Consider the following 13427-nt stretch of genomic DNA (forward strand, 5'->3'; position numbering starts at 1 on the left):
TCATGAAAGGCGACATTACAGTCATCCAGCATCTCAATAAAATCCTTGCCAATGAACTGGTCGCGATCAATCAGTACTTCCTGCATGCCCGCATGTACGAAGATTGGGGCCTGAACAAGCTGGGCAAGCACGAGTATCACGAGTCCATCGACGAGATGAAGCATGCGGACAAGCTGATCAAGCGCATCCTCTTCCTCGAAGGCCTGCCCAACGTCCAGGACCTGGGCAAGCTGCACATCGGCGAACACACCAAGGAAATGCTCGAGTGCGACCTGCGCATCGAGCGTACCGGCCATGCCGACCTCAAGGCAGCGATCGCCCACTGTGAATCGGCCGGCGACTTCGGCAGCCGTGAACTGCTGGAAGATATTCTCGAATCCGAAGAAGAACATATCGACTGGCTGGAAACTCAACTAGGCCTGATCGACAAAGTTGGTATCGAGAACTACCTGCAATCGCAAATGGGTGACGAGTAACTTAACTCGTAATACTCCCGACAATAAAAAGCCCCGCTTCTTTCCAGAAGCGGGGCTTTTTGCATTACGTGGATATATTCACGCAATGCACAGGAGCGAGTGCTCTCGCTCCTGCAAGACAACCTGGATCAGGCTTCGGTCTTGGCTGCGGCTGCTTTCTCGGCAGCGGCCTTGATCAGGGTCTGCAGCTCACCGTTGGCGAACATCTCCGCCATGATGTCGCTGCCACCGACCAGCTCACCATCGACCCACAGTTGCGGGAAGGTTGGCCAGTTGGCGTACTTGGGCAGGTTGGCGCGAATTTCCGGGTTCTGCAGGATGTCCACGTAAGCGAACTTCTCGCCACACCCCATCACGGCCTGCGCGGCTTTCGCGGAGAAGCCACACTGCGGGGCATTCGGCGAGCCTTTCATGTAAAGCAGAATGGTGTTGTTGGCAATCTGCTCTTTAATAGTTTCGATGATATCCATGGAACACCTCGGCTGAACTTTCCGACTCTGTTGTCGGCACGGTGGCGCATTGTAACGGAATCCTGAGCGCGCTGCTTGGCCTCTCCGACAGACATCTCAGGCCGCCACCACCTTGACTGGCACGCCATTGAGCGCCGAATTCCCCGACAACGCATCCAGATGGCGCTCATCGGTCAGGTCGTTGGCGCTACAGCCGGGTTGTCCGCTGGCGATCTTCATCTGCACACCCGGGCGGGCGTGCCCCCAGCCGTGGGGCAGGCTCACGACTCCCGGCATCATGTCGGCGCTGGCCAGCACCTCGACCTCCACCGTGCCGACCCGGGAACTGATACGTACCCGTTGGCCGTCGCTCAAGCCACGCTGGGCCAAGTCTTGCGGATGCATCAGCAATTGATGGCGCGGCTTGCCTTTGACCAGGCGATGATAATTGTGCATCCAGGAATTATTGCTGCGCACATGCCGCCGTCCGATCAGCAGCAGTTCATCCGCCTGCGGCATAGGCTGTGCGGCAAAACGTTGCAGGTCCGCCATGATCGCCGCTGGAGCCGCCTGGATCCGCCGGTTCTCGGTCTTCAGGCGTTGCGCCAGGTTTGGCTGCAACGGCCCCAGGTCGATGCCGTGGGGATGCAGCTTCAAGGTGGCCAGGGATAACTTGAGCGGCGCCCCGTCGCCATGACGCCCGGCGCGCAATCCCAGGTCGATCATTTGCGCCGGAGCCATGGTCGGCTTGAGGCTGTTGCCGGTTCTCGCCGCAAACGCCTTGGCCAGGCCGACGAAGATTTCCCAATCGTGCAAAGTCCCCTCGGGTTTGGGCAAGATCGCCCGGTTGAAGCGACTGACATTACGCACGGCGAACATGTTGAACGTGGTGTCGTAGTGGTCATTCTCCAGCGCCGAAGTGGACGGCAGGATCAGGTCCGCATAACGGGTGGTTTCGTTGATGTACAGGTCGATGCTGACCATGAACTCCAGGCCGTCCAAGGCCTGTTCCAGGCGTCGACCATTGGGCGTGGACAGCACCGGGTTGCCTGCCACCGTGACCAGGGCCCGGACCTGCCCCTCACCTTCGGTGAGCATCTCTTCGGCCAAGGCGGATACCGGTAGCTCGCCGCCGTATTCGGGAAGTCCGGATACCCGGCTCTGCCAGGCATTGAAGTGACCGCCCGAGGTCGCCGCCACCAGGTCCAGCGCTGGCTCGGTACACAGCGCGCCGCCCACCCGGTCGAGATTGCCGGTAACCAGGTTGAGCAGTTGCAGCAACCAATGGCACAGCGTGCCGAAGGCCTGGGCCGAGACGCCCATGCGTCCATAGCAGACCGCCCTGTCGGCACTGGCGAACTCCCTGGCCAGTTGGCGGATCTGCGGCGCCGAGATCGCGCACAACGGGCTCATGGCTTCCGGGGTGAAGCTGGAAATCGCCTGCCGCACCTGCGCCAGCCCATCCACCTGCAGATGACTGTCGCGCATCGGCCCGTCCAGGAAAATGCTGTTCAACAGGCCGAACAGCAAGGCCACGTCGCCCCCTGGCCGAATGAACAGATGCTGGTCGGCCATTGCCGCCGTCTCGCTGCGCCGGGGGTCGATCACCACCACCTTACCACCACGGGCCTGGATCGCCTTCAGGCGCTTCTCCACATCGGGTACGGTCATGATGCTGCCATTGGAAGCCAGGGGGTTGCCGCCGAGAATCAGCATGAAATCGGTATGGTCGATATCGGGAATCGGCAACAGCAGGCCGTGGCCATACATCAAGTAGCTGGCCAGGTGCTGGGGCAATTGGTCAACGGAAGTGGCGGAGAAACGGTTGCGGCTCTTGAGCTGGCCGAGGAAGTAGTTGCTATGGGTCATCAACCCGTAGTTATGCACGCTGGGATTGCCTTGGTAGGTGGCCACCGCATCCTGGCCATGGCGCTGCTGGATATCCGCCAGGCGCTCGGCCACCAGGGCGAAGGCCTCATCCCATTCGATCGGCAGCCATTCGTTGCCGACCCGCCGCACCGGATGGCGCAGGCGATCCGGATCATCCTGTATGTCTTGCAGGGCTACGGCCTTGGGACAAATATGGCCGCGGCTGAAACTGTCCTGGGGGTCGCCCTTGATCGAAGTGATCCGCGGGCCGCTTCCCGGCTCCTCGGTGACTTCCAGGGTCAGTCCGCAGATGGCTTCGCACAGGTGGCAGGCACGGTGATGGAGAGTCTTGGTCATGGCCAGTCTCTATTGTTCGACGACACCTGCGATCAGGCATCGGAAGCCAGGACTATGGCGTCAGTCCACCGGGCACGCCAGGGATGTTCGTCCCATGAATCCACGACCATCAACCCTGGACATGCTCGCCACCTTCAGTTGGGCGGCAGCCTGGGCAGGCTGTCCATGGACACCGGCACTCTCGATTCCGCTGGTCCTTGTCCGGGATAAGTGCCCGACAACTGGGCAAGCAGGCGCCAATGTTCATCGAGGCCGGCACTGAGGGTCATCATCCGATCGATCATCTTGCGCGCCGCGTCCCGGGTCACCTGGTCATCGCTGCGCAGCAGTTCGAAGGAAAACGTGGTCACCGAGGCCGTCATGTCGGTAAGGGCCCGGGCCGTGAGCCCCAGCAGCGTCATAAGTTGTTGCTCCTTGGACTCCATCGCACACGCTTCCCGGCTGCTGATCCGCCTTTATAACCCCCAGCACTTTGCATTAGGAAATGTTTCAGGTTGGCGACCGAGGCTCACCTGGACGGCAGCTCCCCGGCCCATGGGTCAGAAAGCGACCATAGCCCCGCGGGCGGCGCCCCTTCGATTGCCAAGCCGTATCGGGGCAGTGTACAAATGCCCGGCTGCTACCTGGAAACTGATCTTGAAAATGCCGTCGCGTTCGCGTCCCGGCCCCTGTGAATACCCTTGACCGCCGTAGCACTATTGGTAATACGCGACATTTAATTATAAGATCGCGCCTTCCCCATTTCGTCGCCCCGTGCGGCTTCCGCCGCAGGTCCAGCCTATTGTTCGATAAAACAAGGCCTTGAGAATCTGCGGTCCGTGGCAAAAAGGTAGTTAATGATGAGCGCAAGGCACTTTCTCTCCCTGATGGATTGCACGCCCGATGAGCTGGTCAGTGTGATCCGTCGAGGCGTCGAGCTGAAGGACCTGCGTAACCGCGGCGTACTCTTCGAGCCCTTGAAGAATCGTGTGCTGGGCATGATCTTCGAAAAGTCCTCGACCCGTACCCGCCTGTCCTTCGAAGCCGGCATGATCCAACTGGGCGGCCAGGCGATCTTCCTGTCGCCACGCGATACCCAACTGGGCCGCGGCGAACCCATTGGCGATTGCGCCATCGTCATGTCGCGCATGCTCGACGCCGTGATGATCCGCACCTTCGCCCACAGCACCCTGACCGAGTTCGCAGGCAACTCCCGCGTCCCGGTGATCAACGGCCTGTCCGATGACCTGCACCCCTGCCAACTGCTGGCCGACATGCAGACCTTCCTCGAGCATCGCGGCTCGATCCAGGGCAAGACCGTGGCCTGGATCGGCGACGGCAACAATATGTGCAACAGCTATATAGAAGCGGCCATCCAGTTCGACTTCCAGCTGCGCATCGCCTGCCCGGAAGGTTATGAACCCAACCCAAGGTTCGTCGCCCAGGCCGGCGAGCGCGTGACGATCGTCCGCGATCCCCGGGAAGCGGTACAGGGCGCCCATCTCGTCAGCACCGACGTCTGGACCTCCATGGGCCAGGAAGAGGAAACCGCCAAGCGCCTGGAGCTGTTCGCTCCGTTCCAGGTCAACCGGGCCCTGCTCGATCTGGCAGCACCGGATGTAGTGTTCATGCACTGCCTGCCCGCCCACCGCGGCGAAGAAATCAGCCTCGACCTGCTGGACGATCCGCGTTCGGTGGCTTGGGACCAGGCGGAAAACCGCCTCCATGCACAGAAGGCCCTGCTCGAGTTCCTCGTCGAGCCGGCGTATCACCACGCATGAGCCGACCATTGCTACTGAACCTGCGCAATCTCGCCTGCGGCTACCAGGATCAGCGCGTGGTGCAGAACCTCAACCTGCACCTCAACGCCGGTGATATCGGCTGCCTGCTGGGCTCCTCCGGTTGCGGCAAGACCACCACGCTGCGGGCCATCGCCGGTTTCGAACCGGTGCACGAAGGGGAAATCGAGCTGGCCGGCGAAACCATTTCCAGCGCCGGCTTTACCCTGGCCCCGGAAAAACGCCGGATCGGCATGGTGTTCCAGGACTACGCGCTGTTCCCGCACCTGTCGGTGGCGGACAACATCGCCTTCGGCATCCGCAAGCATCCGCAGAAGGACCGGGTAGTCGCCGAACTGTTGGAACTGGTCAACCTCAAGCAACTGGGCCAGCGCTTCCCCCATGAGCTGTCCGGCGGCCAGCAACAGCGCGTGGCCCTAGCCCGGGCCCTGGCTCCAGAACCGCAGTTGCTGTTGCTCGACGAGCCCTTTTCCAACCTCGATGGCGAACTGCGTCGCAAGCTCAGCCATGAGGTGCGCGATATCCTCAAGACCCGCGGCACCAGCGCCATCCTGGTTACCCACGACCAGGAAGAAGCCTTCGCCGTAAGCGACCAGGTAGGGGTATTCAAGCAAGGACGGCTGGAACAGTGGGACACACCCTACAACCTCTACCACGAGCCACAGACCCCTTACGTCGCCAGCTTCATCGGCCAGGGCTATTTCATTCGAGGCCAGCTGAGCAGCCCGGAGTCGGTGCAGACCGAACTGGGAACGCTGCAGGGCAACCGCGCCTACACCTGGCCGACCGGGGGCGCGGTAGACGTGCTGCTGCGCCCGGACGACATCGTCCACGCACCGGACAGCGCCCTCAAGGCCCGGGTGGTGGGCAAGACCTTCCTCGGCGCCTCGACCCTCTACCGCCTGCAACTGCCCACCGGCAGCCAGCTGGAATCGATCTTCCCGAGCCACGCCGACCACCAGGTCGGAGCCGATGTCGGCATCCGCGTGGCCGCCGAACACCTGGTGCTGTTCCAGGCCTCGGGCAGCACCGCCGCACAGATTGCCGCAAACGATTCAGGCGTGCGCCGCTACAGCAAGGCCCACTGACGCAAAAGGCCGGCTGCCGCATGAAACACGGCAGCCGGCCTTGCATTCACGCCTCCCGGTTCAGTCTCGCCCGATATCGGCGAACTTGGCCTGGGTGTGCTCGGCCAGCACCGCTGCCGACAGCTCCACTTCCAGACCACGGCGACCGGCACTGACGAAGATGCTGGCAAAGGGTTGTGCGCTGTTGTCGATGAAGGTGCGCAAGCGCTTCTTCTGCCCCAGCGGGCTGATCCCCCCCAGCAAATAACCGGTGGCCCGCTGGGCAGCGGCCGGATCGGCCATCTCGGCTTTCTTCACCCCCGCCGCATGGGCCAGGGCCTTCAGGTCGAGGCTGCCCACGACCGGCACCACCGCCACCAGCAACTCGCCCTTTTCGCTACTGGCCAGCAAGGTCTTGAATACCTGTGCCGGGTCCAGGCTGAGTTTCTCCGCCGCCTCCAGACCGTAGGAGGCCGCCTTGGGATCGTGTTCATAACTGTGGATGCGATGTTCGGCGCGAACTTTTTTCAGCAGGTCCAGTGCAGGGGTCATGGCAGCTCCAGGGCAATGATGAAAGGCAAAACAAAGCCCCCGGATTTTAGGTTATTCGTCGGTAAAAGGCTCTATTCCGAGCCTTGAAAACCAACGCCCGACCACGACCGCGCGAGCATCACTGTCAGTCTTGGCACACCCCCCGCAAAGCATTCGTTTGATTGATATCTATAAAATGACCAATCGTTCACTTTCGACCTTTGACAGCGGTGTTTCTTGTCTATATTTTTTCGTTTCTGAATATCATGCGGTAGATCCAAGTGGGTACCCAGTAGCAAGACGAGGCCGGAATGGGGATTCCGTCGTCGTTGGAAGTCGCGCTCCATGCCTTTTGCAGCAGCGCCAGACAACAACAAAAACCGAGGTTCACAATGACAACTGCTCTGCAACAACCATCGCTATCGGGCCAGTGCCTGGCCGAGTTCCTGGGTACCGCGCTATTGATCTTCTTCGGCACCGGTTGCGTCGCCGCGCTCAAGGTCGCGGGCGCCAGCTTCGGCCTGTGGGAAATCAGCATCATCTGGGGGATCGGCGTGAGCATGGCGATCTACCTGACCGCCGGCGTTTCCGGCGCACACCTGAACCCCGCCGTGAGTATCGCTTTGTGCCTGTTCGCCGACTTTGAAAAGCGCAAACTGCCGTTCTATATCCTGGCCCAGGTCGCTGGCGCCTTCTGCGCCGCCCTGTTGGTTTACACGCTGTACAGCAACCTGTTCTTCGATTTCGAACAAACCCACCAGATGGTCCGTGGTTCCCAGGCAAGCCTGGAACTGGCCTCGGTGTTCTCCACCTTCCCCAACCCGGCCCTGAGCACCGCCCAGGCCTTCCTGGTGGAAGTGGTGATTACCGCGATCCTGATGGGCGTGATCATGTCTCTGACCGACGACAACAACGGCCTGCCGCGCGGCCCCATGGCACCACTGCTGATCGGCCTGTTGATCGCCGTGATCGGCAGCGCCATGGGCCCGCTGACCGGCTTTGCGATGAACCCGGCGCGGGACTTTGGTCCTAAACTGATGACGTTCTTCACCGGCTGGGGTGAAATCTCCTTCACCGGTGGCCGTGATATCCCGTATTTCCTGGTGCCAATCTTCGCCCCGATCCTGGGTGCCTGCCTCGGTGCAGTTGCCTATCGCGGCCTGATTGCCCGTCACCTGCCCGATGCCGCGCCGGCTGCGCAAGCCGAACCAGCCGCTGACAGCAAGGTCAAGGCTTCCTGAACCCGCTGGCGCTGGGTCCTGCCCGGATTGACCCCGCGCCTGCTTCCACTCCCTTATTTCGTCCAAGGCAATCGACATGACCGACATTCAGAATAAGAACTACATCATTGCCCTCGATCAGGGTACGACCAGCTCCCGAGCCATCATTTTCGACCGCGACGCCAACGTGGTCTGCATCGCCCAGCGCGAGTTCGCCCAGCACTACCCGCAAGCCGGCTGGGTGGAGCACGATCCCATGGAAATCTTCGCCACCCAGAGCGCGGTAATGGTCGAGGCCCTGGCACAAGCCGGCCTGCACCACGACCAGGTGGCCGCCATCGGCATCACCAACCAGCGTGAAACCACCGTGGTCTGGGACAAGAACACCGGCCGCCCGATCTACAACGCCATCGTCTGGCAATGCCGGCGCAGCACCGAGATCTGCCAGCAACTCAAGCGTGACGGCCTGGAAGACTACATCCGTGAGACCACCGGCCTGGTCACCGACCCCTACTTCTCCGGCACCAAGCTCAAGTGGATCCTCGACAACGTCGAAGGCAGCCGCGAGCGCGCGCGCAACGGCGAACTGCTGTTCGGCACCATCGATAGCTGGCTGATCTGGAAATTCACCGGCGGCAAGACCCACGTCACCGACTACACCAACGCCTCGCGCACCATGCTCTTCAACATCCATACCCTGGAGTGGGACGCGAAGATGCTGGAGGTGCTGGACATCCCGCGCGAGATGCTGCCGGAAGTGAAGTCCTCCTCGGAAATCTACGGTCGCACCAAGAGCGGCATCGCCATCGGCGGTATCGCCGGCGACCAGCAAGCAGCGCTGTTCGGCCAGATGTGCGTCGAGCCAGGCCAGGCCAAGAACACCTACGGCACCGGCTGCTTCCTGCTGATGAACACCGGCGACAAGGCAGTGAAATCCCAGCACGGCATGCTCACCACCATCGCCTGCGGCCCACGCGGCGAAGTGGCCTACGCCCTGGAAGGCGCGGTGTTCAACGGCGGCTCCACCGTGCAATGGCTGCGTGACGAGTTGAAGATCATCAACGATGCCCACGACACCGAATACTTCGCCGGCAAGGTCAAGGACAGCAACGGCGTGTACCTGGTGCCGGCCTTCACTGGCCTGGGCGCGCCCTACTGGGACCCCTACGCCCGTGGCGCGCTGTTCGGCCTGACCCGTGGCGTGCGCGTGGACCACATCATCCGCGCCGCCCTGGAATCCATCGCCTACCAGACTCGCGATGTGCTCGACGCCATGCAGCAGGACTCCGGCGAACGCCTCAAGGCCCTGCGCGTGGACGGCGGCGCCGTGGCCAACAACTTCCTCATGCAGTTCCAGGCCGACATTCTCGGCACCCAGGTGGAACGTCCGCAAATGCGTGAAACCACCGCCCTGGGCGCCGCCTACCTGGCAGGCCTGGCCTGCGGCTTCTGGGGCAGCCTGGAAGAACTGCGCGGCAAGGCGGTGATCGAGCGCGAGTTCGAACCACAGCTGGCCGAAGCGGAAAAAGAAGAGCTGTATGCGGGCTGGAAGAAAGCCGTCAGCCGCACCCGCGACTGGGAACCCCACGACGAGGCCAAATAAGCCAGATCCTGGATTCCCTCTCCAGGCAACCTGGGCAGCCCCGCATAACCTGCGGGGCTGCGCAACGAACCGGTATAGCTGCATCCGCCACCTGCCGCCGGTGAGGTGTGCGGGCCGGTTATCGAAGCACGGCACTCGCCGTCACCCAGCCTGGCAACTGGCAGGGAGCGGATTCCTGCGGCATCATGGGCAAATTTTGCACGGCAGCCCAAAGGAAGCCCCATGAATCTGCCTCCTCGTCAGCAACAAATCCTCGACCTGGTCCGCGAGCGCGGCTACGTCAGCATCGAGGAATTGGCCCAGCTGTTCGTCGTTACCCCACAGACCATCCGCCGCGATATCAACCAGTTGGCCGAAGCCAACCTGTTGCGTCGCTACCACGGCGGCGCAGCCTACGACTCCAGTGTCGAAAACACCGCCTACGCCATGCGCGCCGACCAGATGCGCGATGAGAAACAACGCATCGGCGAAGCCGTTGCCGCCCAGATCCCCGACCATGCCTCGCTGTTCATCAACATCGGCACCACCACCGAATCCATCGCCCGCGCCCTGCTCAACCACAGCCACCTGAAGATCATCACCAACAACCTGCACGTGGCCTCGATGCTCAGTGCCAAGGATGATTTCGACGTGCTGCTGACCGGCGGCAATGTCCGGCGCGACGGCGGCGTGGTGGGCCAGGCCAGCGTCGACTTCATCAACCAGTTCAAGGTGGATTTCGCCCTGGTGGGCATCAGCGGCATCGACGAAGACGGCAGCCTGCTGGACTTCGACTACCAGGAAGTACGAGTCTCCCAGGCGATCATCGCCAACGCCCGGCAAGTGATCCTGGCCGCCGATTCCAGCAAGTTCGGCCGCAACGCGATGATCCGCCTGGGCCCGATCAGCCTGATCGATTGCCTGGTGACCGACCAGCAACCGGTGCCGGCCCTGACCCAACTGCTCAACCAGCACAAGATCCGCCTCGAAGTGGTCTGAGACCGCCCCCCCTCCCTGCACCGCTCGCGCATTCGAACGATATCCCGCCACCTGGCATGGGTATCGTCGCGCCTGCGCGCCCGCCGGCACAGCAGCTACAGTTACCCCTCGGTAATGTTCGAAAACTTTCCTTTAGTGGTTTTCCGATCAGTTTTTTCAATCGAGACACGCTGGATGTGCGGTTCCTTATCCGCTAGTATTTTCGGAAATGAACATTAATGTTCGAATTCAAATACCAAAGCAACACGAGGCTTGCCGATGCCCACTTCTACCTTGCCCGCGCGCCCTCTTTCCGAGGTTTACGATATCGCCGTCATTGGCGGTGGGATCAATGGTGTTGGAATTGCCGCGGATGCGGCGGGTCGCGGCCTGTCCGTGTTCCTTTGTGAAAAGGACGACCTGGCCAGCCACACCTCCTCCGCCAGCAGCAAGCTGATCCATGGCGGCCTGCGCTACCTGGAGCACTACGAATTCCGCCTGGTGCGCGAGGCCCTGGCCGAACGCGAGGTGTTGCTGGCCAAGGCCCCGCACATCGTCAAGCCGATGCGTTTCGTCCTGCCGCACCGCCCTCACCTGCGCCCGGCCTGGATGATCCGCGCCGGCCTGTTCCTCTACGATCACCTGGGCAAGCGCGAGAAGCTCGCCGGCTCGCGCGGCCTGAAGTTCGGTGCCGACAGCGCACTGCAAGCGCAGATCACCCGGGGCTTCGAGTATTCCGACTGCTGGGTCGACGACGCCCGCCTGGTGGTGCTCAACGCCATGTCCGCCCGCGAACATGGCGCCCACGTGCATACCCAGACCCGCTGTGTCAGCGCCCGCCGTAGCCAGGGCTTGTGGCAGCTGGACCTGGAACGTGCCGACGGCAGCCTGTTCTCCATCACCGCCAAGGCCCTGGTGAATGCCGCCGGCCCTTGGGTCGCCAAGTTCATCAAGGACGACCTGAAGCTGGAGTCGCCCTACGGTATCCGCCTGATCCAGGGCAGCCACCTGATCGTGCCCAAGCTGTACGAAGGCGAACACGCGCACATCCTGCAGAACGAAGACCAGCGCATCGTCTTCACTATCCCCTACCTCGACCAGTTCACCCTGATCGGCACCACCGACCGCGAGTACACCGGCGATCCGGCCAAGGTGGCGATCACCGAGGGGGAAACCGACTACCTGCTGCAAGTGGTCAACGCCCACTTCAAGAAGCAACTGAGCCGCGACGACATCCTGCACACCTATTCCGGGGTCCGTCCGCTGTGCAACGACGAGTCCGACAACCCGTCGGCAGTCACCCGCGACTACACCCTGGCCCTGTCCGGCAGTGGTGACGAGGCGCCGCTGCTGTCGGTGTTCGGCGGCAAGCTGACCACCTACCGCAAGCTGGCGGAATCGGCCATGGCCCAGCTGGCCCCTTACTTCAAGCACGCCAAGCCAAGCTGGACCGCCCAGGCCAGCCTGCCCGGCGGCGAGGACATGACCACGCCACAGGCACTGGCCGACGCCATCCGCAGCAAATTCGACTGGCTACCCAGCCAGATTGCCCGGCGCTGGGCCACCACCTACGGCAGTCGCACCTGGCGCCTGCTGGAAGGCGTGCAAGGCCTGGGCGACATGGGCGAACACCTGGGCGGCGGCCTCTACAGCCGCGAAGTGGATTACCTGTGCAGCGAGGAATGGGCGCTCAAGGCCGAGGACATCCTCTGGCGCCGGAGCAAGCTGGGACTGTTCACCACCGAACAGGAACAGCAGCAACTGCGGGAATACCTGCAAAAAGTCGAGCACAATCGCGGCAAGATCAAGGCAGCTTGACCTTCTAGCCCAGCCAGCCCCTGCACCTTCAGGTCCAGGGGCTTTTTTGTGCCCGCGCAACGGGCATCTGCTGCGCTGAAAACCTCATGAGCGCCGACAGCGCACGTTCGGTTTTCCGAACGCTGCTTGCGGGGCAGTTCGGTTAACCGGATAACCTGGCTATGGAGGGTTCGTCACGAATATTTAATTCCCTTTAAAATCAAATGGTTGACCATTATCTACTGGCCTGGCACGACTCATGCTCTACACTGTTCGACGAATGCCTGTCGTGCCAACACAACAGGAGCCGTCAAGGCATTCGCTGTATAAAAGAGCCGTCGAACTGGCTTCATAAAAAAAACAAATGTCGAGGAAATATTGATGCGCATCGTTCCCCAGCTGTTGGGCGCAGCTATCGCTGCAGCTCTGATTAGCACTCCAGTTCTCGCTGCCGAGCTCACCGGCACACTGAAGAAAATCAAAGAGTCCGGCACCATCACCCTCGGACATCGCGACGCTTCCATTCCGTTTTCCTATATCGCTGACGCTTCCGGCGTACCGGTCGGCTACTCCCACGACATCCAGCTGAAGATCGTCGAAGCGCTCAAGAAAGACCTCGACATGCCTGACCTCAAGGTCAAGTACAACCTGGTCACCTCCCAGACCCGTATCCCACTGGTGCAGAACGGCACCGTGGACATCGAGTGCGGCTCCACCACCAACAACGTCGAGCGCCAGCAACAGGTCGACTTCTCGGTCGGTATCTTCGAGATCGGTACCCGCCTGCTGTCCAAGAAGGACTCCACCTACAAGGACTTCCCTGACCTGAAGGGCAAGAACGTGGTGACCACCGCCGGTACCACCTCCGAGCGTATCCTCAAGGCCATGAACGCCGACAAGCAGATGGGCATGAACGTGATCTCCGCCAAGGACCACGGCGAGTCGTTCCAGATGCTGGAATCGGGCCGTGCCGTCGCCTTCATGATGGACGACGCCCTGCTGGCCGGTGAGATGGCCAAGGCCAAGAAGCCTACCGACTGGGCCGTGACCGGCACCCCTCAATCCTACGAAATCTACGGCTGCATGGTCCGCAAGGGTGATGCGCCCTTCAAGAAAGCCGTGGACGACGCCATCGTCGCTACCTACAAGTCGGGCGAAATCAACAAGATCTACGACAAGTGGTTCCAGTCGCCGATCCCGCCAAAAGGCCTGAACCTGATGTTCCCAATGAGCGACGAGCTCAAGGCCCTGATCGCCAACCCGACCGACAAAGCGGCTGACGATAAAAAGTCCTGATTCCTGACTAACCTTACTCCTGAGGAG

Annotated in this window: 12 protein-coding genes; 8 read left to right on the plus strand and 4 right to left on the minus strand. The window is 61.6% G+C overall.

The genetic code is table 11. The features are described 5' to 3' along the window. The first annotated feature begins 2 nt into the window (after positions 1-2). Positions 3-476, plus strand: coding sequence for a bacterioferritin (bfr, locus tag H7A76_RS10915; RefSeq protein WP_022640618.1), 474 nt, complete (start codon positions 3-5; stop codon positions 474-476). 128 nt (positions 477-604) lie between these two features. Here bfr and grxD read toward each other — a convergent pair whose 3' ends face one another. The 3 genes from grxD to H7A76_RS10930 all read right to left on the minus strand — a co-directional run bounded on the left by grxD (position 605) and on the right by H7A76_RS10930 (position 3576). Then, positions 605-946, minus strand: coding sequence for a Grx4 family monothiol glutaredoxin (gene grxD / locus H7A76_RS10920; RefSeq protein ID WP_022640619.1), 342 nt, complete (start codon positions 944-946; stop codon positions 605-607). Positions 947-1042: 96 nt separating this feature from the next. Then, positions 1043-3151: a molybdopterin oxidoreductase family protein gene (locus tag H7A76_RS10925; protein WP_185698487.1), complete on the minus strand. Its 2109-nt coding sequence runs from the start codon at positions 3149-3151 to the stop codon at positions 1043-1045. Between the two features lie 134 nt (positions 3152-3285). Further along, positions 3286-3576: a hypothetical protein gene (locus tag H7A76_RS10930; RefSeq protein ID WP_022640620.1), complete on the minus strand. Its 291-nt coding sequence runs from the start codon at positions 3574-3576 to the stop codon at positions 3286-3288. A gap of 414 nt (positions 3577-3990) precedes the next feature. Between H7A76_RS10930 and argF the strand changes: the two genes are divergently transcribed. Then, positions 3991-4911, plus strand: a complete 921-nt coding sequence (argF, locus tag H7A76_RS10935; protein WP_185698488.1) for an ornithine carbamoyltransferase — start codon at positions 3991-3993, stop codon at positions 4909-4911. Further along, the gene (locus tag H7A76_RS10940; protein ID WP_185698489.1) at positions 4908-6017 is read left to right on the plus strand and encodes an ABC transporter ATP-binding protein; all 1110 of its coding nucleotides are present in this window, start codon (positions 4908-4910) and stop codon (positions 6015-6017) included. Before argF ends, H7A76_RS10940 begins: the two co-directional genes overlap by 4 nt. Before the next feature lie 60 nt (positions 6018-6077). On the opposite strand, the gene ybaK is transcribed toward H7A76_RS10940, so the two are convergent. Further along, the gene (gene ybaK / locus H7A76_RS10945) at positions 6078-6548 is read right to left on the minus strand and encodes a Cys-tRNA(Pro) deacylase (protein WP_022640623.1); all 471 of its coding nucleotides are present in this window, start codon (positions 6546-6548) and stop codon (positions 6078-6080) included. Between the two features lie 371 nt (positions 6549-6919). Between ybaK and H7A76_RS10950 the strand changes: the two genes are divergently transcribed. The 5 genes from H7A76_RS10950 (at position 6920) to H7A76_RS10970 (ending at position 13400) form a co-directional block, all read left to right on the plus strand. Further along, positions 6920-7768, plus strand: a complete 849-nt coding sequence (locus H7A76_RS10950; RefSeq protein WP_185698490.1) for an MIP/aquaporin family protein — start codon at positions 6920-6922, stop codon at positions 7766-7768. A 76-nt stretch (positions 7769-7844) separates the two neighbouring features. After that, positions 7845-9350: a glycerol kinase GlpK gene (glpK, locus tag H7A76_RS10955; RefSeq protein ID WP_185698491.1), complete on the plus strand. Its 1506-nt coding sequence runs from the start codon at positions 7845-7847 to the stop codon at positions 9348-9350. Positions 9351-9572: 222 nt separating this feature from the next. Then, on the plus strand, positions 9573-10328 hold the full coding sequence (locus H7A76_RS10960; RefSeq protein ID WP_011063123.1) for a DeoR/GlpR family transcriptional regulator: 756 nt from the start codon (positions 9573-9575) through the stop codon (positions 10326-10328). 258 nt (positions 10329-10586) lie between these two features. After that, positions 10587-12125: a glycerol-3-phosphate dehydrogenase gene (gene glpD, locus H7A76_RS10965; protein WP_185698492.1), complete on the plus strand. Its 1539-nt coding sequence runs from the start codon at positions 10587-10589 to the stop codon at positions 12123-12125. Between the two features lie 360 nt (positions 12126-12485). Then, a complete protein-coding gene (locus H7A76_RS10970; protein ID WP_185698493.1) occupies positions 12486-13400 on the plus strand; it encodes a glutamate/aspartate ABC transporter substrate-binding protein in 915 nt (304 codons plus the stop codon). Positions 13401-13427 lie beyond the last annotated feature (27 nt).

Source organism: Pseudomonas sp. MSSRFD41 (assembly GCF_014230245.1).
Classification (GTDB): Bacteria; Pseudomonadota; Gammaproteobacteria; order Pseudomonadales; family Pseudomonadaceae; genus Aquipseudomonas; species Aquipseudomonas piscis.